General features: G+C 52.8%; 14 protein-coding genes and 1 pseudogene. 13 read left to right on the top strand and 2 right to left on the bottom strand.

Going from position 1 to position 23,246, the window contains the following annotated elements; all coding sequences use genetic code 11:
* The first annotated feature begins 6 nt into the window (after nt 1–6).
* The 11 genes and pseudogenes from prc (at nt 7) to tnpA (ending at nt 19,616) form a co-directional block, all read left to right on the top strand.
* A complete protein-coding gene (gene prc, locus E1N14_RS12190) occupies nt 7–2,070 on the top strand; it encodes a carboxy terminal-processing peptidase (protein ID WP_025011158.1) in 2,064 nt (687 codons plus the stop codon).
* A gap of 125 nt (nt 2,071–2,195) precedes the next feature.
* A complete protein-coding gene (gene pepN, locus E1N14_RS12185; RefSeq protein WP_025011157.1) occupies nt 2,196–4,781 on the top strand; it encodes an aminopeptidase N in 2,586 nt (861 codons plus the stop codon).
* A gap of 8 nt (nt 4,782–4,789) precedes the next feature.
* Nucleotides 4,790–5,005 (top strand): DUF2835 domain-containing protein, encoded by a 216-nt coding sequence (locus tag E1N14_RS12180; protein WP_025011156.1) that lies wholly within the window; start codon nt 4,790–4,792, stop codon nt 5,003–5,005.
* A 315-nt stretch (nt 5,006–5,320) separates the two neighbouring features.
* Complete coding sequence (locus E1N14_RS12175; RefSeq protein WP_025011155.1) at nt 5,321–7,375, top strand: DUF1302 domain-containing protein; 2,055 nt, start codon at nt 5,321–5,323, stop codon at nt 7,373–7,375.
* A gap of 13 nt (nt 7,376–7,388) precedes the next feature.
* Nucleotides 7,389–8,756, top strand: coding sequence for a DUF1329 domain-containing protein (locus tag E1N14_RS12170; protein WP_025887720.1), 1,368 nt, complete (start codon nt 7,389–7,391; stop codon nt 8,754–8,756).
* 89 nt (nt 8,757–8,845) lie between these two features.
* The gene (locus tag E1N14_RS12165) at nt 8,846–9,886 is read left to right on the top strand and encodes a WD40/YVTN/BNR-like repeat-containing protein (protein ID WP_025011154.1); all 1,041 of its coding nucleotides are present in this window, start codon (nt 8,846–8,848) and stop codon (nt 9,884–9,886) included.
* Nucleotides 9,887–9,898: 12 nt separating this feature from the next.
* Nucleotides 9,899–12,208, top strand: coding sequence for an efflux RND transporter permease subunit (locus E1N14_RS12160; RefSeq protein ID WP_062793773.1), 2,310 nt, complete (start codon nt 9,899–9,901; stop codon nt 12,206–12,208).
* A gap of 265 nt (nt 12,209–12,473) precedes the next feature.
* On the top strand, nt 12,474–17,321 hold the full coding sequence (locus E1N14_RS12155; RefSeq protein WP_025011153.1) for an NAD-glutamate dehydrogenase: 4,848 nt from the start codon (nt 12,474–12,476) through the stop codon (nt 17,319–17,321).
* Nucleotides 17,322–17,382: 61 nt separating this feature from the next.
* On the top strand, nt 17,383–18,402 hold the full coding sequence (gene pyrD / locus E1N14_RS12150; protein WP_025011152.1) for a quinone-dependent dihydroorotate dehydrogenase: 1,020 nt from the start codon (nt 17,383–17,385) through the stop codon (nt 18,400–18,402).
* Nucleotides 18,403–18,588: 186 nt separating this feature from the next.
* Nucleotides 18,589–19,122 carry a cell division protein ZapC gene (locus E1N14_RS12145; protein ID WP_025011151.1) on the top strand — a complete coding sequence of 178 codons (534 nt, stop codon included), beginning with the start codon at nt 18,589–18,591 and terminating at the stop codon, nt 19,120–19,122.
* 166 nt (nt 19,123–19,288) lie between these two features.
* A pseudogene (gene tnpA / locus E1N14_RS12140) lies at nt 19,289–19,616 on the top strand (IS200/IS605 family transposase).
* A 68-nt stretch (nt 19,617–19,684) separates the two neighbouring features.
* Here the strand turns inward: tnpA and E1N14_RS12135 are convergent.
* Complete coding sequence (locus tag E1N14_RS12135; protein WP_062794020.1) at nt 19,685–20,566, bottom strand: LysR family transcriptional regulator; 882 nt, start codon at nt 20,564–20,566, stop codon at nt 19,685–19,687.
* A gap of 109 nt (nt 20,567–20,675) precedes the next feature.
* Here E1N14_RS12135 and E1N14_RS12130 point away from each other — a divergent pair, with 109 nt between their 5' ends.
* Nucleotides 20,676–21,539 (top strand): MBL fold metallo-hydrolase, encoded by an 864-nt coding sequence (locus tag E1N14_RS12130; protein WP_025012149.1) that lies wholly within the window; start codon nt 20,676–20,678, stop codon nt 21,537–21,539.
* 107 nt (nt 21,540–21,646) lie between these two features.
* The gene (locus tag E1N14_RS12125) at nt 21,647–22,279 is read left to right on the top strand and encodes a DsbA family protein (RefSeq protein ID WP_152134908.1); all 633 of its coding nucleotides are present in this window, start codon (nt 21,647–21,649) and stop codon (nt 22,277–22,279) included.
* A 197-nt stretch (nt 22,280–22,476) separates the two neighbouring features.
* On the opposite strand, the gene hisIE is transcribed toward E1N14_RS12125, so the two are convergent.
* The gene (gene hisIE, locus E1N14_RS12120; protein ID WP_062794022.1) at nt 22,477–23,127 is read right to left on the bottom strand and encodes a bifunctional phosphoribosyl-AMP cyclohydrolase/phosphoribosyl-ATP diphosphatase HisIE; all 651 of its coding nucleotides are present in this window, start codon (nt 23,125–23,127) and stop codon (nt 22,477–22,479) included.
* Nucleotides 23,128–23,246 lie beyond the last annotated feature (119 nt).

The following is a 23,246-nucleotide window of genomic DNA, read 5'->3' as shown; positions in this document are numbered from 1 at the left end:
TTGCTGATGCGAAAATTTATTCTTGCTGCATCGATCGCCAGTGTCTTTATGGGAGCCCAGGCGCTGGCTATCTCACCGGCAGTCCCGGTCAGCGAGTTACCCCATTTGCAACAGGAGCCGCAACACAAGGTTGCCAGTAAACGGATAACCGGCCTGTTCAGTCGCTCCCATTATCACAGATTCGATCTGGATGATGCCTTCTCACAGCAGATCTTCAAACGCTTTCTTGAACAACTCGACTACCGCCGCAATGTATTGTTGCAGAGCGATATCGACAGTTTTAAGGTTTATGCCAATCAGTTTGACGATATGGTACGCAGCGGCGATCTGGAACCGGCGTACAAGATGTACGATCTGGTGCAGCAGCGCCGTTACGAGCGTTTTGCCTATGCCTTGAGTCTGCTCGACAAAGAGATGGACTTTAATCAGGCCGGCGATGCTTATGTCTTTGATCGTAAAGATGCCGCCTGGCCCAAAGACGAGGCCGAGCTCAACGAGCTGTGGCGTCAGCGGGTCAAGTACGATGCCCTCAACCTCAAGCTGACCGGTAAAGAGTGGCCGGAGATTGTTGATGTGCTGGGTAAGCGCTACAACAACGCCATCAAACGCTTGAAGCAAACCAACAGTGAAGACGTGTTCCAGGGGCTGATGAATGCATTTGCCCGCAGTGTCGAGCCGCACACCAGTTACCTGTCTCCCCGTAATGCCGAACGTTTCCAGATGGAGATGAACCTGAGCCTGGAAGGGATAGGCGCCGTATTGCAGATGGAAGATGACTACACAGTTATCAAGAGTCTGGTGGCCGGTGGTCCTGCTGCGCTGAGTGAGAAGCTGGCGCCTGAAGACAGAATTGTCGGTGTAGGTCAGGAAGGCAAGGAGATGGTCGATGTTATCGGCTGGCGTCTGGATGATGTAGTCGACCTGATCAAAGGCCCTAAAGGTAGCAAGGTGACTCTGCAGGTGCTGCCCAAGAAAGGCGGCTCCAATGCCAAACCCATCAATGTGACTGTGGTGCGGGACAAAATTCGTCTCGAAGACAGGGCGGCGACTTCCAAGATAGTCGAGCCGGAAACCGGTCCTTACGCTCAGCGTAAAATTGGTGTTATCCAGATCCCCGGCTTCTATATGGACTTATCCCGCGATGTGGCCAAGGAGTTGCAAACACTCAATGAAGCCAAGGTTGAAGGTGTGATTATTGACTTGCGTGGTAACGGTGGTGGCGCCTTGACCGAAGCGACTTTGCTTACCGGGCTGTTTATCGATCAGGGGCCTGTGGTGCAAATTCGTGACGCCAACGGTCGCATCAGCGAAAACCGTGACAACGATGGCAAGAGCTATTATGACGGTCCACTCACAGTGATGGTTGACCGTTACTCGGCCTCGGCATCGGAAATTTTTGCCGCTGCGCTGCAGGATTATGGCCGCGCCTTGATTATCGGTGAGTCTACCTTCGGTAAAGGCACAGTGCAGCAGCACAAGAGCCTTGGCCGTATCTACGACCTGTATGAAAAGCCGGTTGGCCATGTGCAGTACACTATAGCCAAGTTCTACCGTATTAATGGTGGCAGCACTCAGTTGAAAGGTGTGACTCCGGATATTCCGTTCCCCAGTGCGTTGGAGCCGGGGGAATATGGTGAGGCGGAAGAAGACAATGCACTGCCATGGGATAAGGTGCCTGTAGCCAAGTACCAGCCTTTGGGTGAAATCGGCGCAGAGATGGTCAGCAATCTTGCGAAACGCCACGAGAGTCGGATTAAGCAGGACGTCGAGTTCGGTTATATACTGCAGGACATCGGCGAGTTCAAGAAACACCATAAAGAGAAGAGTGTTTCTCTGGTGGAAAGTGAGCGCTTGGCCGAGCAGGATAAGGACGATCAGAAACAGTTGGCCCGCCTCAACGAACGTCGGGTTGACCATGGTCTCGAACCCTTGAAGTCTCTGGATGATGATGAAAATGTCTCCGAAGACGAGAAGAAAATCGAGACTCCGGATGCCTTCCTCGATGAAGCCGTCTATATCACTCTGGATATGGTGGACTATCAGAGATTGGCAAAAAACAGCGCAAATTGATGCTGGCTCCAGGAAACATAAAAACGCGCTGATTGCGCGTTTTTTGTTTGCTCCCAGCGCGAACAGAGGCAAGATCAGTCAACGAACTCAGCGACTGCCAGTGCCCAACGAATTAAGGATGACCTATGTCTGAAGCACAAACCCTTTCCCCGCAACAACTGCAGGCCAAGCACCTGGCCGATTATCGTCCACCGGCGTTTTTGATCCCCGAACTGTCACTCTCATTTCAGCTTGAACCCAAGCAAACCCGAGTGACGGCCGTCAGCCGGGTAAAGCGCAACGGCAGTCACAATGAGCCTCTGCAGCTTGACGGTGACGAGTTGGAGCTGGAGCAGCTGTTGGTTAATGGTGAACCGGCCGACTATCGCCTCGAGCCGGGTAAACTACTGCTTGAAACCGAACTCAACGAATTTGAATTGACTCTGGTGACTCGCATCAGCCCGGCCGATAACTCGGCACTGGAAGGCCTGTACATGTCCGATGGCGCCTATTGCACTCAGTGCGAGGCGGAAGGTTTCAGGCGCATCACTTATTTTCTCGACCGTCCCGATGTGCTGGCCAAATACCAGGTACGTATCGAAGCCGACAAGGCGTTTCCTTTCCTGCTTTCCAACGGCAACTTGCTGGAAAAAGGGGAGATGGCCGATGGTCGTCATTTCGCCGTCTGGAAAGACCCTTTCCCTAAACCCGCTTACCTGTTTGCCTTGGTTGCCGGTGACTTTGACCTGCTGGAAGACAGCTTTACCACCCGCTCCGGCAGAGAGGTCAAACTGCAGGTGTTTGTCGACAAGGGCAACCTGCACAAGGCCGGACACGCCATGGCTTCACTTAAAAAGGCGATGGCCTGGGACGAGTCACGCTTTGATCTCGAGTACGATCTCGATATCTACATGGTGGTGGCTGTGGACTTCTTCAACATGGGCGCCATGGAAAACAAGGGCCTGAATATCTTCAACACCAAGTATGTGTTGGCGGATAAAGACACGGCGACCGATGATGACTTTCACGGTATAGAATCTGTGATTGGCCACGAATATTTCCACAACTGGACCGGCAACCGGGTAACTTGCCGCGATTGGTTCCAATTGAGCCTGAAAGAGGGCCTGACCGTATTTCGCGATCAGGAATTCAGCTCAGATCTCGGCTCCCGGGCCGTCAACCGTATTCATGCCATCAAGGTCATCAAGAACCAGCAGTTCGCCGAGGATTCTGGTCCGATGTCGCATCCTATTCGCCCCGAAAGCGTGATAGAGATGAATAATTTCTACACAGTCACTGTTTACAACAAGGGCGCCGAAGTGATCCGCATGATGCACACCCTGCTGGGTGAGCAGGCCTTCCAGGCAGGGATGAAGCTCTATTTCGAGCGCCACGACGGCCAGGCGGTTACCTGTGATGACTTTGTCGCCGCTATGGAAGATGCCTCAGGTAAAGATCTTACTCAATTCCGCCTTTGGTATAGCCAGGCGGGCACCCCTCAAGTGACAGTGACCGATGAGTATGAGGCAAGCACAGAGACTTACCGCCTGCACCTCAAACAGTTCACCCCAGTGCGCGCCGGTGAAGCGGCCAAGGCAGCGTTGCATATTCCGTTCAGCCTGGAACTGCTGGGCAATGACGGCAACGCCTTGGTCAACCAAGTGTTTGATTTTACCCAGGCCGAGCAGACTCTGGAGTTTAAGGATATCAGTGCCCGTCCGATCCCTTCGCTGTTGCAGGACTTTTCGGCGCCGGTGAAGCTCAAGTATGACTACAGCACAGTGCAGCTGCTCTGCTTACTGCGCCATGCCGGCAGTGAAGTGGCCCGCTGGGAAGCGGCGATGAGTCTCTTCAGCCGCGCTGTTTGGGCCAATGTGACTTTACTTGAACAAGAGCAGGGGATGCATCTGGATCCTCGGGTTGTCGACGGCTTCAGAGGTGTGATACTGGACGAAGCTTTGGATAAGGGCCTTGCGGCCGAAATTCTCAAGCTGCTTTCAGTGTCTTCCTTGATTGAGCAGGCCGATAAGGTTGAATTGGATGCCCTGTTGCTGGCTCGCGACTTTGTGATTGAAGCCATCGCCACTGGCTGTGAAGATGAGCTGCTGGCCCGTTATCGTCAATTGCTGCCACTGGATGAGGCTGCCGCCCGCAGTTTGAAAAACACCCTGCTTTGGCTGCTGGCCAAAGTCTCTGATGAGCATGAGTCTTTGATTGAACAGCAGTTTGCATCGGCCTCTGGCATGACAGATGCGCTGGGCGCGCTGCTTGCCGCCAATGATGCCGATTGTGATTGCCGCAATACCCTGATGCAGGCATTCGAGCAGCGCTGGAACCAGACCCCTCTGGTGATGGACAAGTGGTTCAGCCTGCAGGCGATGGCCGAAGATGATGAGGTGATCGCCAGACTCGAGACCCTGTTGCAACATCCGGCTTTTAGTCTGAATAATCCCAACCGGGTTCGTTCCCTGGTGGGCAGTTTTGCTACGGCCAATGTGCGCCAATTCCACCGCCAGGACGGCAAGGGATATGCTTTCCTTACCGTCATGCTCAAACAGCTCAATAGCCTCAACCCGCAAGTGGCTGCACGGATCATTACTCCGCTGATCCAGTTTGCCAAGTTTGACGCCGGGCGTCAGGCCAAAATGAAGGCTTGCCTGCAGGAGTTGTTGGCTATGCCTGAGCTGTCACGGGATCTTTATGAGAAGGTCAGCCGCGCACTGGAAGACTGAGCTTAAAGATGGAATTTTACTTTCGCCTCAATCTGAGTTATCAGGACTTTTTACCTTACTATCAAGGTATTGCTGAAAATGTTGAGGTCAGGGAAAAGGGTGGCAAGATCCTCTGGATCAACGGCCGTCGTCTACGTCCTTTTCTGACCGCCGATGGTATTCACGGTGAATTCCATCTCAGATTGGACCGGGATGGAAAGTTCATTTCCCTGAAACAACTTTAGAGTAATTACTTAAAACGGTCGACTAAATCAGTCGGCCGTTTTTTACAGCTGTAACAAAGGTTAATTCATTGAAATTAATTGGGTTATAGCTGTTAACCTTCACTGTCGTTTGCATACTCAACAAAAATTTAAATCCCTGCGCCTTTCCTGAATGACGGATCCGTCTTAAGTCCTCAAATCTGCACAATAAATTTCTCAGTATCCGCCTTGCTCATCAGCATTAATTGCTGTAACAATGGTGTTACCTGTGAGCTAACAAGATGTTGGTTGAGACTCCTATAACAATTAATCCAGCAGGTTACGGAGAAGCGATAAATGAAAACAGTGATAAACCGTTTTAACAAGTCGGCGCTCGCTTTGAGGGTGGCGTCGGCACTGAGTTTAGGGATGATCCCCAGTGTCGAAGCGGTGTCTTTCAAATGGGGCGATGTGGATGGCTCCTTTGATTCGACCTGGACCTTGGGCGCCAGTTGGCGCGTGGAAGGACGTGACTGGGATGGTCAGATAGGTAAGGTTAACCATCCCAGATTCGACTGGAGTGGCTATTCGGCTTTCACCGATACCAAGTACACGGCTGCCGAGATCTGGGCGCAGCCCGGTTCCTATTCCAGCAACAATGACTTGAGTAATCTCCTCTATTCCAGGGGTGATACCACCTCGGAAATTTTCAAGGGGCTGCACGAGTTGTCGCTCAAGTATGAGAATTTCGGTATTTTCGCCCGCGGCATGTATTTCTACGATCGTAAGCTGAACGACAGGATCTACGATTTCAATGATCCTCTGACCGGCAACCGCTACGACCCTTGCGCCGACAAGCGCGCCGAGGAAGTGCAGTGTAAGGATATCCGTCTGCTGGATGCCTTCGTCTATGCCAACTTTGATTTCAACGATGGTGCCAACCCGCTGACTATCCGTGTGGGTAATCAGGTGGTGTCATGGGGGGAAAGCACGCTGATTTCCCATGGTATTGCGGTGATCAACCCGGTTGATTTGAACATACTCAACGCTCCGGGCGCCGAATTGAAGGAAGCCTTCAGACCGCAGGGTATGGTGTGGGCCTCTTTTGGGGTGACCGAAAACCTCTCGCTGGAAGCTTTCTATCAGTATGACTGGGAGCCTATCTGGGTTCCGACTCCCGGGTCGATTTTCGGCACCAACGACTTTGTCGGTTACGGTGGCTACAACCAAAACGCACAGCTAGGCTTCAACGCCAACCCGGATATCAATCTCGACTTCCTGACCCAGGAATATAACCGTCTGTCCAACATGATAGCCTCCGGACAGAATATTCCGACCGAGCAGTTGGTGCAGATGGCACTGGCGTATCCCACCAAGGTGACATTGGTGGAAGATGAAGCCGCTCCCAGCGATTCCGGTCAGTACGGTATCAAACTGGGTTATTACGCTCCGGAGCTGGGTGAAACCGAGTTTGGCTTGTACTACATGAACTACCATAGCCGTCGCCCACTCATCAGTGGTACCACGGCGGACTTCAGTACAGGCGCGCTGCTGTCTGATATGGCGGTGCTTGGGCAAAACGCCGGCAATATTAACCGTGAAGTGCTGCTGAGCCTGGACAGCTTCTCCAAGGCCCAGGTGGTTTATCCTGAAGATATCAAGCTCTATGGCTTTAGCTTCAACACCTTGCTTGGCGACACCTCTGTAGCCGGTGAAATCGCACACCGCCAGGATGAGCCACTGCAGATTGATGATGTGGAACTGCTATTTGCCGCTATGCCACAACAGCTTGCCAACGCAGGGCTGAGGCCGGATCTTGATGGTTTGTCCCAGTACACTTCCTATGTGAAGGATGTCGGTCCAGGTGAATACGCCGAAGGTTATATTCGTCTCGATACCACTCAAGCGCAGATGACCTTTACCCACTTGTTCGGTCCCACCTTGGGTACCGATAACCTGACCATGCTCGCCGAAGTCGGTGGGGTATGGATCCACGATATGCCGGGTTTCGATGAACTCAGGCTCAATGGTCCAGGCACAGGTCGCAGCGGCGGCAATCCGGATATGCCTGGCATCATAGAGGCGTTGCACAATGGCCCTGAAACCAATCCGTTCCCGACAGATTTCGCCTGGGGTTACCGGATTGTCGCCAAGGCCGATTTCAACAACGTGTTCTCCGGCATCAATATGTCACCTAGAGTGATTTTCTCCCATGACGTTGAGGGTATCACCCCGGATCCTATGTTCCTGTTTACCGAAGGTCGCAAGTCCGTGGCACTGGGACTCAGTTTTGACTACCAGAGCCGCTGGGGCGCGGATCTTTCCTATAACAGTTTCTTCGGTGGGGTAGGCACAACCAACGCGATGGCCGATCGCGATTATGTGTCTTTCAACGTTAAGTTTTCGATCTGATAAGGACAATAAAATGAGAACTATAGCTATATTGTCTGCTGCTGTGATCCTGGCTTTGGGGGCCACCACAGCTGTAGAAGCCAAGATTTCCGAGGCCGATGCGGCAAAATTGGGTACCAGTCTAACTCCACTCGGGGCTGAGAAGGGCCCCAATGCCGATGGCAGTATTCCGGCTTGGGACGGCGGTATTACCACACCTCCAGCGGGCTATCAAAAGGGCATGCACCATCCCGATCCTTTCCCGGATGACAAGCCGCTGGCGACGGTTACCGCGGCCAACAAGGATCAATACAAGGAGTTTTTGACGCCTGGCCAGCTGAAGATGTTCGAAACCTATCCCGACAGCTTTAAGATGAACATCTACCAGACCCGGCGTACCGCTTCTGTGCCTCAGTTTGTCTATGATGCCACCAAGGCCAATGCTACCCGTGCAACTCTGGTAGCCGAGGGCAATGGTGTCGATGGCGCTTCCATAGGTATTCCTTTCCCTGAGCCGGCCAATGGCCTTGAAGCCATCTGGAACCATATCCTCAGATTCCGCGGTATTGATATTGAAACCGAGCGTAGCCAAGCCGCGCCTACCGCCAGCGGTGATTATACTCTGGTGGAAATGGCCGAAGAGATACGCTTCGAATATTCACGCCCGGATGCCAGTCTCGAAGAGTTGAAAAAGAACAATATCTTGTTTGAATTCAAACAGGTAGTTACCCAGCCGGCGCGTCTTGCCGGTACCGCGCTATTGGTGAAGGAAACCATGGATCAGGAAAAGGAACCCCGCCAGGCCTGGACTTACAACACAGGGCAGCGCCGGGTGAGAAAGGCGCCCAACGTGGCCTTCGACACACCAGGTACGGTTTCCGATGGCCTGCGCACCACGGATGATTTCGATATGTTCAACGGTTCGCCTTCCCGTTACAACTGGGAACTGCTTGGCAAGAAAGAGATCTTCATTCCTTATAACGACTACCGTCTGCACTCGGATAAGGTCAAGTACAGTGAGTTGCTCAAGCCAGGTCACCTGAACCCTGACTATGTGCGTTATGAAAAGCACAGAGTCTGGGTGGTCAAGGCCAGCTTGAAAGAGGGAATGCGCCACATCTACAAGACCCGGGTTTTCTATCTGGATGAGGATTCCTGGCAGGTATCAATCGCCGATCTGTACGACAACCGTGACGAACTGTATCGGGTTGCCATGGCTCATGGCCTGAACTACTACGAGGTGCCGACTCACTGGAGTACCCTCGAGGTGTATCACGATCTGCAGTCCCGTCGCTATATCGCCATAGGTTTGGATAACGAAGGCCGTATGTATGACTTCGATGCCAAGTTGTCCGAGGCCAACTTCACCCCGGCAGCGCTGCGCCGCGAAGGGATACGTTAAGCCTGTGTCATCTGTAATGGGTGGCTGAGGTCACCCAGTAGGAAATTCCAGGGGCGCGTGCGCCCCTTTCAACCCTAAGGAAGTCTGTAATGTCGTATCGCATGCTTCAAGCAGCGGCTCTGGGCCTTGGCATACTCACATTCCAGGGCGCGATTTCGCCCCTTCACGCCGAAACGCAATCTGCAACCGGGGCTCTGACCGGCCAGCTGCAGCCTTTGGCGGTTCACTCTTTGATGTTGGATATTGCTCAGGCCGGCAGCACTATGGTGGCGGTCGGTGAGCGGGGTCATATCTTAAGGCTCAGCGCCGATGCCAATCAGTGGCAACAGGTGGCGACACCGAGTCAGGCGCAGTTGACCAAGGTATTTTTTCTCGATGCCAACCATGGCTGGGCCGTGGGCCATGATGCCACCATTCTTGCCACTCAAGATGGCGGGCTCTCCTGGCTGCAACAGTTCAGTTCGCCAGAGCTTGCCCGGCCCTTGTTGGATGTTTGGTTTGCCGACTCGCAAAACGGAATAGCCGTTGGCGCCTATGGTCTATTTCTGCGCACCACAGATGGTGGCCAAAGCTGGCAGAAAGAATTTCATCCCGAGCTCTTGAGCCAAGATGACGCCGATTATCTGGCGGATCTCAAACAGCAGGATGAAGAGGCCTATCAGGCCGAGTCTGACTCTATTCTGCCCCATTTCAATCGGGTCATCGCCCTTGAAGATAAGCGCTTGCTTATGGTCGGGGAGCTGGGAATGGTAGCCATTTCCGAAGATGGCGGCCGTTTGTGGCAGCGACTGGAGTTTATTTATGACGGCTCTTTGTTCAATGCCATAGAACAGGATAAACAGCTCTATGTGTTTGGTCTGCGAGGGCATGCCTTCAGCGCACCGGAAGATATGAGTCAGTGGCAGGAGATAAAGATGCCGCTTGAATCGACCCTCAATGCGGCTGCGCCGGTCAAAGGGGGCCTGCTGCTGGTCGGCAATGGCGGCGCCGTGATTCGTTTGGATAACAACTTACACGCTGAGCTGGTGACCCAGCGCAGAGGGGAAAACTTATCGGCAGTTGCCGTTGACCCCAAGGGCCGGTTATGGATAGCCGGAACCAAAGGGCTTTTCGAACTAAAACAACAATAAAGGGCCATTATTATGTTAGACAGACTGGTCAATGGGATTGAGAGTTTTCTCTTTCGCAATCGTATCGGAGTGATACTGCTGTTTGCGCTGACCACGGTATTTCTGGGCTTTCAGGCCAGTCAGCTGAAAATGGATGCGGCATTTGTTAAAAACATTCCGCTGCATCACCCCTATATGCAGACCTACCTCAAACACCAGAAGCAGTTTGGCGGCGCCAACTCCATCATGGTGGCGGTAGAAGACAGCAGCGGTAATATTTTCAATCCGGCGTTTTTCGACACCCTGAAGAATGTGCATGATCAACTGTTCTTTATTCCCGGGGTAGAGCGCTCTCAGGTGAAATCCCTGTTTTCGCCGTCGACACGTTTTACCGAAGTGGTGGAAGACGGGTTTGCCGGAGGGCCGGTGATCCCGGCGGATTTCAGCACGACAGAAGCCGGGCTTGAGCGGGTCAGAGGCAATATCGAAAAGGCCGGCATAGTCGGCCGTCTGGTGGCAGAGGACTACAGCGCTGCCATGGTGACGGCGCAGCTGATGGACTTTGATCCGCAAACCGGCGAGCCATTGGACACTTTGGCGTTTGCTGCCCAACTGGAAGAGCAGCTCAGAGGCCAGTTTGAAAAAGACGGCATCAAGATTCACATCATAGGCTTTGCCAAGATGGCCGGTGATGTGGCAGACGGGGCCAAAGGGGTACTGCTGTTTTTCCTGATAGCCATTTTGGTCACGGCCCTGATGGTGTATCTCTTCTCCCGCTCTATGGTGTTGACCCTGCTGCCTTTGGTGTGCAGCTTGATAGCCGTGGTCTGGCAGCTTGGTCTCTTGACCGTGGTGGGCTTTGGCTTGGATCCCATGTCGATTCTGGTGCCGTTTTTGGTATTTGCCATAGGTGTCAGCCACGGGGTACAGATGATCAACGCCATCCGCAAGCGGGTCGCCGATGGTCAGAGTACCAAGGTGGCGGCGGCTTCGGCGTTTCGTAGCCTCTTGGTACCGGGCGGGGTCGCCTTGCTGTCGGATACCATAGGGTTTATGACCTTGCTGGCAATCGATATCGGCATTATTCGCGAGCTGGCTATTTCTGCATCGCTTGGGGTGGCGGTGATCATCCTGACCAACCTGGTGCTCTTGCCTTTGGTGATCTCCTTCTTCCAGATAAAGGCCGCGAAAGCGGACGCTGGCACCGAGGCCAAGACAGCGGCCTTTTGGCAAAAGCTCACCTGTTTTGCAACCCCAAAATATGCTGCGGTGGTGGTAGCTGCCACTGCACTGCTTTATCTGGGCGGGTTGCAGCAAGCCGGCAAGATGCAAATCGGCGATCTTCAGGGCGGAGCACCGGCGCTGCATCAGGACTCCCGCTATAACCAGGACACCTTCTTTATTACCGATCATTTCTCTATCACCACAGACGTGATGAGTGTGATAGTGGAAGCCTATCCCGAGGCCTGTACCTATCACTCGGCGCTGGAGAAGATTGACAGGTTCGAATGGTTGGCGCGCAACACCCCAGGGGTTGAGTTTACCGCCAGTATCGCCTCGGTGGCACGCCAGGTGAATGCCGGTTTCAACGAGGGTAGCCCCAAGTGGCAGGTATTGCCCAGGAGCCCGGCGAGCCTGGCACAGTTGGTGTCACAAATTCCTACCAGCACAGGCCTGCTGAACGGCGATTGCTCTGTGATGCCTGTTTATCTGTTTCTTAAGGATCATAAGGCGGAAACCATAGAGCAGGTGGTGAACAAGGTGAAGCTGCTGGCCGCCGAAATGGACGACGACAAGCTGAGCTTTAAACTCGCTTCCGGCCCGGTCGGGGTGATGGCGGCAACCAACGAGGCCGTGGCCGAGGCGCAGCTGCCTATGATGCTGTATGTCTATGGCGCGGTGTTTATCCTCTGCCTGATAAGCTTCCGCTCACTGAAAGCCACGGTTGCAGTGATTCTGCCTCTGTATGTGGTATCGACACTGGCGCAGGCTCTGATGACCTGGCTGGATATAGGCCTGACGGTGAGCACCTTGCCGGTTATTGCCCTCGGGGTGGGTATCGGGGTGGACTATGGCATCTATATCCTGTCGACCATGGCCGTGAAACTGCGCGATGGTATGGCGGTGCAGCAGGCCTATTTCGAAGCCTTGATGGAGCGGGGCAGTGCGGTCATCTTCACTGGCCTGACCTTGGCTATTGGGGTGAGCACCTGGTTCTTCTCTGCACTTAAGTTCCAGATGGATATGGGAATTTTGCTTACCTTCATGTTTGTGGTCAACATGCTCGGGGCCATAATTATCCTGCCTGCGCTGGCGGCACTTTTCTGGCGCAAACACAGTTAGTGATGGGGGCAGGGGAAGAAGTTTCTCCTGCCCTTGCTGCATAGTTAGTCTGTTATTCCGATTACTTCTTCACCACTCCCTTCAATATCCCGTCATTGCTGGATTTGTACAGGATGTACCACTAAAATTTTGCTCGAATTATGGTGTGTTTAGTAATACACTGCGCGGCATGACCTCGGTCACAAAAAATTCAGGCCCGGGTCATTCGTCGAAGCATCCATATAATGAAAAAAGCGCTGCCATAGACGCTTAAGGAAACAGCAAAATGGCCTTGAAAGATGCAATGCCTTCAGTACTGCTTGAAAAGGTAGTCAGTTTAATCCACTCCAAAGTCCCTAAAGCACAAGCAAATCAGGTGGAACAGTTCGCCACCTGCCTCTACGCTCACATGTCCAAGGACGATCTCCTGGCCCGTAACGATAGCGATCTCTACGGTGCCGTCCTGAGTCTTTGGAATGCCCTGAACAGCACGCCTTGTGGGGAAACTCACTTAAGGGTATTTAACCCAAGCCAGGCCAAGCATGGCTGGCAATCAACCCACTCCATCATAGAAGTTGTGCAGCCCGATATGCCCTTCCTGGTGGATTCTGTGGGTATGGCCCTCAACCGTTTGGGGATCACAGCTCATATGATGTTGCATACGCCACTGGCCATCGAGCGCCAGGGCACAGACATCGAGCGGGTCAGCTTTGTTAACGACAGCAAGGAAGACAGCGACAAGGTGGCGGTATTCCTGATCGAAATCGACCGCCAAAGCAGCGACAAGGACATAAAACAACTCGAAAAAGAGATAGAGTCCGTGCTCGGTGATGTCGCCGCCGCCGTCAATGACTGGCGCGCCATGTCCGACAAGCTGGCAGAAGTGGCTGAAGAGCTGCCAAAGCGCCCATTCCCCGGTGAGAAAGCCGAACTTGAAGAAGCGACTCGCTTCCTTAACTATTTGAACAACCATCATTTTACTCTGATGGGTTATCGTCGCTACGACCTGCGAAAAGTCGAGGGTGACGTTGAGCTGGTGCCGGATATGGCAAGCAGCCTGGGCTTGATGAACAAACCCGGCAAGGCGCAGCCAGAGCACGGTTTGATGCTGTCTTCTTTCTCTGAATCGGCTCGCCGCGAAGCGCTGGACAACAGTTTGCTGATCCTGACCAAGAGCAGTGCCAAGAGCCGGGTTCACAGACCCGCCTATGTCGACTATATCGGCGTCAAACGTTTCGATGAGGCCGGTAATGTCGTCGGTGAAGACAGATTCATCGGCCTGTATGCCTCCAATCTGTACAACCGCAGCCCGAAAGAGATCCCCCTGCTGGCCGAGAAAGTCCAGCGGGTGATGGACAAGTCAGGACTGGCACCGCGCTCCCACGACTATAAAGCGTTGATGAATATTCTGGAAAACCTGCCAAGGGACGAGATTATTCAGGCAAGCGTCGAAGAGTTGTCGCACATGGCGCATGGCGTGTTGGAGATGCAGGATAGAGATAAACTCAAGCTGTTTGTCCGTAAAGACGGTTTCGGCCGCTTCCTGTCCTGTTTGGTGTATGTCTCCAAAGACAGATACAACACCCGTCTGCGTGAAGATACTCAAAGGATCTTCGCCCAAACCTTTAACAGTAATGAAGAGGTGGAGTTTACCACTTACTTCTCCGAGTCGAGCTTGGCCCGTACCCACTACATAGTTAAAGTCGACAACAACAATAATTTGGAACTCGATGTGGCTGCCATAGAAAACAATCTGATTGAAGCCGCTCGCTCATGGGAAGATAAACTTCAGAGCGCGCTCAACAATTCACTGGGTGAAGAGCAGGGTACTCGCCTGTTTAAGCGTTATCTGACCGCATTCCCGCAGAGTTACAAAGACGATGTGCTGCCGACTTCGGCAGTGGTGGATCTGCAGCAACTGGAAGCGCTGGACGATGACCATAAGCTGGGCATGTTGTTCTATCAGCCACAGGAAGCGGCGCCCGGCAGCAACAAGGTACGTTTGAAGCTGTTCCACAAGGATGAGCCTATCCATCTGTCGGATGTGCTGCCTATGCTGGAAAACTTCGGTCTCAGGGTGATCAATGAGCGTCCCTATGAAGTGAAGAGCACAGATGGTGCAACCTTCTGGATCCTCGACTTCCTGATGACAGTACAGGGTGGCGCCACTGAAAACCTGGCAGACAGCCAAGACAGATTCCAGACTGCGCTGGCTCAGGTTTGGCAGAAAAAACTGGAAGACGACGGCTTCAACCGTATGGTGCTGGCTACCGGGCTTTCCGGCCGCGAAGTGTCAGTGCTGCGCGCTTATGCCAAGTATATGCGCCAAATAGATGCGACCTTCAGTCAGGCTTACATCGAAGAAACCTTCAGCCGTTATCCGCAGATTGCCGATTCGCTGGTGAAGATGTTTATTCGTAAGTTCAATCCCAAGCTGAAGACCCGCACGCTGGATAAGTTTATTGAGCAGATCAATCTGCGTCTCGATGACGTATCCAGCCTGGATGATGACCGTATCATTCGCCGCTATCTGGATCTTATCAACGCCACGTTGAGAACCAACTTCTATCAGCAAGATGCCGCCGGCCAGCCGAAGGATTATATCTCCTTCAAGTTTGCCCCCAACCAGATCCCTGAAATGCCCAAGCCGCTGCCGAAGTTTGAAATCTTCGTCTACAGCCCAAGGGTTGAAGGTGTGCATCTGCGTGGTGGTAAAGTGGCCCGTGGTGGTCTGCGCTGGTCTGATCGCCGCGAGGACTTCCGTACCGAAGTGCTGGGTCTGGTGAAGGCACAGCAGGTTAAGAACACTGTGATTGTGCCCGTAGGTGCCAAGGGGGGCTTTGTTTGTAAACAACTGCCGACCGAAGGCGGCCGTGAAGCCTTCTTCACCGAAGGTCAGGAATGCTACCGGATCTTTATCCGTGGTCTGCTGGATATCACAGACAATATCGTCAACGGTGACCTGGTTCCTCCTGTGGATGTGGTGCGTCACGATGAAGACGACCCTTACCTGGTGGTAGCCGCCGATAAGGGTACGGCGACCTTCTCTGACACCGCCAACGCCATTGCCATCGAATATGGCTTCTGGCTGGGTGATGCCTTCGCGTCCGGTGGTTCCAACGGTTATGACCACAAGAAGATGGGCATCACCGCCCGCGGCGCCTGGGAGTCGGTGAAACGTCACTTCCGCGAAGTAGGTATCGATTGCCAGACCACAGATTTCACCTGTGTGGGTATAGGTGACATGGCCGGTGACGTATTCGGTAACGGCATGCTCTTGTCTGAGCACACCCAACTGGTGGCGGCTTTCAACCACATGCATATCTTTATTGACCCAACGCCGGACTCAGCGACCAGCTTTGTCGAGCGTCAGCGTCTGTTTAATCTGCCTCGCTCCAGCTGGGAAGACTATAACAAGGAGCTGATCTCCAAAGGCGGTGGTATCTTTGCCCGTAGCGCAAAATCCATCAGTTTGACGCCGGAAATCAAGAAGATGCTGGCGACCGACAAGGATGCTATGACGCCGACTGAGCTGATCAAGTGCCTGCTGAAAATGCCGGTTGACCTGATCTGGAACGGTGGTATCGGTACTTATGTCAAAGCGAGCAGTGAAACCCATGTCGAAGTCGGCGACCGCGCCAACGACGGTTTGAGGGTTAACGGTGGCGAGCTTAAGGCCAAGATCATAGGTGAAGGCGGTAACCTGGGTTGTACTCAGCTCGGCCGTATTGAATACGCCGCTAATGGTGGCCGTATCAACACCGACTTTGTCGATAACGTGGGTGGTGTGGACTGTTCGGATAACGAAGTTAACATCAAGATTCTGCTCAACGCCCTGGTGGCCGAAGGCGAGATGACCCTCAAGCAGCGTAACCGCTTGCTGGAAGAGATGACAGATGAAGTCGCTCAGATAGTGCTGCAGGACTGTAAAGATCAGACTCGCACCATCTCTGTGACTCAGGTGCGCGGCGCCGAGCAGCTCAAAGAGCAGATCCGCTTCATCAACTACCTGGAAAAAGAAGGTAAGTTGGACCGGGCACTGGAATTCCTGCCTACAGAAGAGGAGCTGTCCGAGCGTCTGGCCAGCGGCCGTGGTTTGACCCGGCCTGAGCTGTCGGTATTGGTGGCTTACGCCAAGATGGTGCTCAAGGAGCAACTGCTGACACCTGTTATCACAGATGACGTCTGGTTGAGCCAACTGCTGGTGGATTACTTCCCTGGCAAGTTGCAGCAGAAGTATGCCGACAAGATGACTCAGCATCCGCTGCGCGGTGAGATCATTGCTACCTCGCTGGCCAATGAACTGGTTAACGATATGGGGCTCAATTTCGTCCAGCGTATGCAGGATGAGACAGGCGCCTCAGTTGCCGATGCCGCCATTTGTTACACTATGGCTCGCGAAGTGTTTGGTTTGGCAGATTTAACCAAAGCCATTACTGACTTGAACGGCATAGTACCCGCGGTTGTTCAGGGCGAGATGCTGCACCAGCTGCGCCGTAACATGCGCCGTGCCTGTCGCTGGTTCCTGCGTAACCGTAGCCGCGCCATGAGCATAGAGCAGGTTGTTGCCTTCTATAAGCCGGTGTTCGACGAGCTGAAAGCCAATATCCGCTCTTATCTGGTAGCCGATGAGCTGGCGGGTATTGAAGAGGATATCGCCGCACTGGAAAAAGAAGCCGTGCCTCATGAGGTGGCCAGTCTGGTTGCCAACATGAGTACGCTGTTCTCGGCACTGGATATCGCCCAGATAGCTCAGCTTGAGTCCAAGCCGGTTTCACTGGTGGCAGAAACTTACTTTAAGCTGGGCGCCAGAATCGATCTGCACTGGTTCCTGGAGCAGATCGGTGGTCAGCCGGTGGCCAACCACTGGCAGGCACTGGCCAGAGCCGCCTTCCGTGAGGAGCTGGATTGGCAGCAAAGAGCACTGACATCGGCGGTACTGCGCAGCTGTACCGACAGCTGCGAGTCCGATGCCATTATCGAACAATGGGTCGAACTCAATCAGGGCTTGCTGGAGCGCTGGTTCCACATGCTGGCTGACTTCAAGACATCGCAAACCCATGAATTTGCGAAGTTCTCAGTAGCGCTACGTGAACTGAATCTGCTGATCCTGCACTGCGAAGGGCAGAAGTAAGCTATTATAACAATAAGAGCCCTGGCAAACGCCGGGGCTTTTTTTAGGTCTAGGAGAAACCATGTTTTACAAACTCGCACAAAAAGTCATGTTTCAGATGGATCCTGAGCGCGCCCACAACTTTGCCATCAGTAGTCTCAGAACCACAGGTAACTCACCGCTGAACTGCTTTTATGCGCAGCATCTTACCCCGGCCCCGGTCGAATTCATGGGGCTGACATTCCCTAATCCCGTCGGTTTGGCCGCCGGTATGGATAAAGACGGTGAATGTATCGATGCCTTTCATGCCATGGGATTTGGTCATATTGAAGTGGGAACTGTGACCCCAAGACCGCAACCCGGTAACGATAAACCTCGGCTTTTCCGGATTAAGCCAGCCAAGGCAATTATCAATCGCATGGGCTTTAATAATCTCGGCGTGGATAATCTGGTGGCTAATCTCAAGGCTAAAAAATCCAATGCCATGGTCGGTGTCAATATAGGTAAAAATAAAGATACACCGGTAGAGCAGGGGAAAGATGATTATCTGATCTGTATGGACAAGGTTTATGCCTATGCCGATTACATCGCGGTTAATATTTCTTCTCCCAATACACCCGGCCTGCGTACCATGCAATATGGCGAATTATTGGACGACTTGCTGGCGAGCTTAAAAAACAAACAAAAAGAACTGGCAGAAAAGCATGGCAAGTATGTACCCATAGCATTAAAAATAGCGCCGGATCTAACCGAAGAAGAGATCGAAAAGATCGCCGAGTCATTATTGAAACATAAGTTTGATGGTGCCATAGCGACCAATACCACTTTGACCCGTGATGGGGTCAGTGGCCTGGCCAACTCCAACGAGACAGGTGGCCTCAGCGGTAAGCCGCTGAACAAGTTGTCGACCAAGGTGATCAAATATTTGGCGCAGTGTTTGAAAGGTGAGATCCCGATCCTGGGGGTCGGCGGTATTAATAGCGCCGAGGATGCTCTGGATAAATTGGATGCAGGAGCAAGCATGGTGCAGATCTATTCCGGCTTTATCTATCAAGGGCCAAAATTAATTAAAGATATTGTTGACGCCTATAGATCCAAATAAGTTAAAAAACACTCAAAGGGATCGCAATTGCGATCCTTTTTTATTTGAATCGATCGTTTTTTGATCTAAAGGATCTGTCTAAGATATTGTTATCTCAATCTAATATCTAAAACTTTTTTTGATATTGGGTAAAATATCATCTATTATTCCGTTTGTAATAAATCACAGGTCTTATTGGATTGCGTTATGTTATTAATGCCAAACAGAGATTGGCAATGGAGATATAACGATTCGTATGGTGTCCTTAGCGTATCGTTAGGTTCGGAAATGGAATTTCTGACTCCTTATAAAGCCAAGACTTTGATACCGGATGCAATGAAAGAAGCAGAATTTAGCGTCGAGCACGCCAAGTTCTATATTGACCTGCTTGATCGTCTAACCAAATCACTGTCATTGACGGATGCACAAGTGGTTCAACTGGCATTGAATGCTACCGCTGCTCACTTTATGCAAAAACCGCAGATGCCCAAGTCATGGTTCTTCGACACCAGTGCTGTCTGTGTTTACAGTGAGCCGGGAAAGATGTTTGATCTCAAATGTCGTGGAGAGCGTGTGCTGGTGATGGTGGTTGAGACCGGGCTGCAGGCTTCTTTGGTAATGATGTTGGCCAACGAATGTCGACTCAGCGATGTCAAAACCCTGACCCGCTTTGAAACCATCAAGGTGATGCACGATCGTCTGCATCCGCTCAGGGCACAGCAGCAGATAGTTGCTGCCTGACAAAGGTTGTCAGCGAGTATCAACGGGGCCTATGGCCCCGTTTTTGGTTGTCACCCCAAAACCACCTCCTATGGAGGTGGTGATCGTCAAGTCGGGGCTCAGCCCGAAGAGTGCCCATGCTGCATACTGACTCGGTTTGTTACCAGCAAATCAAGGAGTAAGCAGTATGAGCCGATATGAAAGTGCATCGCACGTCTTCTATCGCTGTCAGTATCACATTGTATGGAAGCCAAAGTATAGACACAGGATCTTGAAGGGCCGAGTTGGGCAGGAGGTTTGTCGGAGTATTTATATCTATAGCGGCATGAAGAGGTGTCGGATAGTAGAGCTAAATGTCCAGATAGACCATGTTCACTTACTGGTGAGACTTCCGCCAAGCTTGAGTGTTTTCAGTGGGAGCAAACGAAGAGATCATTCGTCGATATGTAAGGTATCAACAGAAAGTAGAGGCAGAGGAATCAAACGGTCAGATCAAGCTTGGTTTGGATGGGTGATTCTTTTAGCCCCCTTCTAGGGGGCTGTTCAAAGCCACCTGCTATGCAGGTGGATTTTTTACTTGTCTTCAGCCTGAGAATGTCTGGCTCAAGTGGTCAATCAAGGCTCTCAGTGCCACCGGCATATGCTCTCTTGAGCTATAGAGAGCGTAGGCCGTCATGACTCTCGGTGTCCAATCCGGCAGCAAGCATTGCAAGCTGCCATCTTTGAGTGCCTCAGCCAGCAGATAATCGGGCAGTTGGGCGATACCGCTGCCGGCCTGAGCCGCCCTGAGTAACACTGTCGCTTCATTGGCCACCAGTTGGCAGTTGACCGCTACAGATTCGTTCTGCTCTCCCTTGGAAAGATGCCAAAGATTGCGATTGAAATGGCGGTAGCCAAGGCACAGGTGTTGGCGAAGATCCCTGGGGTGCTGCGGCGCCGAATACTGTTTGAGGTATTCAGGAGAAGCCACCAGCTGCGAATTCACCTTGATAAGCGGCTTGCCAATCAACAAGGGATCCGGGCTTGAAGCAATACGGATCACCAGATCGACCCTTTCCGCCACCAGATCCACAGCGCGATCGCTCACATCCAACTCGATTTCCACCCCGGGATTAAGCCTGATGAATTGCGCGAGGCTCGCTGCCAGTCGTGCGTGTGCGAATGACATGCTACTGCTTATTCTCAGTTTGCCGGTCAATTGTCTGCGTCTCTCGCTTAGGCTGATTTCCAGTGCCTCACGGGTCGAGAGTAACTGGCGACAATATGTCAGGCACTGATTCCCGGCATCTGTAAGGGTTACACTGCGAGTGGTGCGATTGAGTAATCTGGCGCCCAACCAATCCTCAAGCGTCTTGATATGGCGGGTTACCATGGCGCGCGACATCTCAAGCCGCTCGGCGGTAGCGGTAAAGCTGCCACTGGCGGCCAGATCCACAAAAACTTCGGCGGCGGTTAATCTGTCCATCTGCGATTACTTGTCCGGATTATGCAACAATATTGTGCAATTTTAGCCGTATATCTGCATTAATTGAAATCATAAACTGGCCAACGTTGAAATTCACCGGAGTAAAACCATGCTTAAATCACTCGTATTGGCTGCCAGTTTAGTGTTGCCATTTTCTTTACACGCCGAATCGGGCGCCCTCGACTTCAAAGTCTATAACGCCGACGGTAACAGCTTTCATGTCAACGCCACCCTGATAAGCGGAGACAAGGAAGCCATTTTGGTCGACACAGGCTTCACCCGCGCCGATGCCTTGCGACTGGCCGCCGAGGTTCTGGACAGTGGCAAGCAGTTGACCACTGTATTCGTCAGCCAGGCGGATCCGGACTATTACTTCGGGGTTGCCACACTCAAGCAGTTTTTCCCTAAAGCAAAATACCTGACGACCCCGGCAGTGCATGCACAAATTTCGGCCAAGCTGGAAGACAAGCTGAGCTTTTGGATCCCCAGAATGGGTAGCAATGCCCCCCTCAAGGCGCAGCTGCCAGAGATATTTAAAGGCCGTCAATTAATGCTTGAAGGCAAGGCGATTGAGATAAAAGGTGACCAGGGACTGCTGGCTGACAGGCCATACCTCTGGGTACCTTCGAGTAAAACCATTCTCGGCAATGTGGCCGTCTCCGGGGGCTTGCACCTGTGGATGGCTGATAGTCAGAGCCAGAGTGAGCGAGCGGCCTGGAAGGCGCAGCTTGCGGAAATGGCGGCGCTTAAACCTGCCAAGGTGATCCCCGGGCACATGTTGTCTGAATCTTTTCTCGAGCAGGACAATATTGCCGCGACACTCAAGTACCTGCAGGATTTCGAACAAGCCGAAGCCGACACGCAAACCAGCGCTGAGCTTATTGACACCATGCAGCGTCTGTACCCGAATGCCGGGCTTGCTATGGCATTGGAGATAGGTGCCAAGGTAAGCAAGGGCGAGATGAAATGGTGAGGTTGCACTACTTTTTTGACCCCTTGTGCGGCTGGTGCCATGGTGCGGCGCCCCTCATTCATGCCCTGAGTGCCAGACTCCCGATAGTTTTGCACGCTGGCGGCCTGATGGAGGCAACAAGAATAACGCCCGGGCTCAGGCAACATATCCTCAGCCACGACAGCAAAATTGCCAAGCTGACCGGGCAGCCCTTTGGTGACGGTTACACTCAGGGTTTGCTTCAATGCCCTGACGCCGTGTTGGACTCGGGACCGGCCATTGCCGCCATCCTGCTCGCCGAAAAGGCGGCAGGGCAGGGATTGGCACTGCTGGAGATATTGCAGCGTGGCCATTATGTTCAGGGTTTAAGGCTTGCCGAGCCTGAAGTGTTACTGCAACTGCTGATGGAGCTGCCGAGTCTCCAGGCGCTGGGGCGCGAGAAATTGGCTAGCGATCTGACGGCGGTTATGGACGCAAACTCAGCCGGGCAGATTTCGCCGCTGGCGAGCCACATCGCCCAGAGCCGGGCCATGATGGCAAAGCTCGGATTGGCAGGCTTTCCGTCGTTGGTTCTGGAAAGCGAAATCGGTGAGTGGCACCCTGTACCTTTGAACCGCTTCTACGGCCAGACAGAGGCAATGCTGGGTTGGTTTGACTCAAGTTTTGCCAAACAGCTCCCTGGGATTGACGCCAAGAGAGATAATCCGAAAGCCGCGCCAAGCGCTCCGGCGGCTTGTATCCTGGGAGGCGGCTGCGATTAAGCTTTCCGCATGGGTTCGAGCGGGCTTAAGGGCGTTGAAAGGGGCTGCAATCTTACTCTTGGCTTAAGTAGAAGCAGTGTAAGATTGCGATAAAAGCTGACAGCAGAAGGGGATGAATACCTATTGGTTGCATTCATCCTCTTCTCTTTTTGCCTTTGTTCGTTGGTACTGTGCCACTGCCTTATGTTGGCTTTGCTTTAACCCTGTGCCGCTTTGGCCTGGGTGTGGCGTTTGGCCAGGTTGGCATGGATATCATCGAGGGACAGTTGCTGATCTTCCAGCAGTACCAAGAGGTGATAGAGGAGATCCGAGGCTTCATTCACCAACTCTTCGCGATCATGAGTGGCCGCCGCCAGTGCGGTTTCCAATCCCTCTTCGCCCACCTTCTGGGCAATGCGCTTGGTACCGCGCTGAAACAGCGAAGCGGTGTAGCTCTCGTTGGGGTCTTCCTCCTTTCGGGAGGCTATAAGGCTTTGCAGGCGATTGATAAAGGGGTGCACTTCGCCGCAGGCCGGATTATCCCAGCAGCTGTCAGTCCCCTTGTGGCAGGTGGGGCCTAAGGGGGCGGCCTGCAGCAGCAGGCTGTCGTTGTCACAGTCCACTCCTATGCTGACCAATTGCAGCAGATTGCCTGAGCTTTCACCCTTGGTCCACAGCCGCTGTTTGCTGCGGCTGTAAAAGGTCACCAGGCCTTTGCTTAGGGTGACATCCAGGGCTTCGCGGTTCATATAACCCAGCATCAACACCTTGCCACTGTGAAAGTCCTGTACTACGGCCGGCAGTAATCCCTGTTGTTTGTCCCAGTCCAACTGTTTGAGCCAGTCGGCATTGTTTGTCTCGGTTGTCATATCAAATACCTGTATTGGGTTGTGGGGCTTATGGAAGGTGCGAACAAGTCCCATGTGTGCTCTGCGTCGGCTTACAGGCCTGGATGCAAGGCGTGGTTCGCAGCAAATGGCCCTAGTCC

Source organism: Shewanella algae, from assembly GCF_009183365.2.
GTDB classification, from domain to species: domain Bacteria; phylum Pseudomonadota; class Gammaproteobacteria; order Enterobacterales; family Shewanellaceae; genus Shewanella; species Shewanella algae.
Note: the sequence above shows the minus strand (reverse complement) of the source record. Positions and strands in the feature narration are given on the sequence as shown.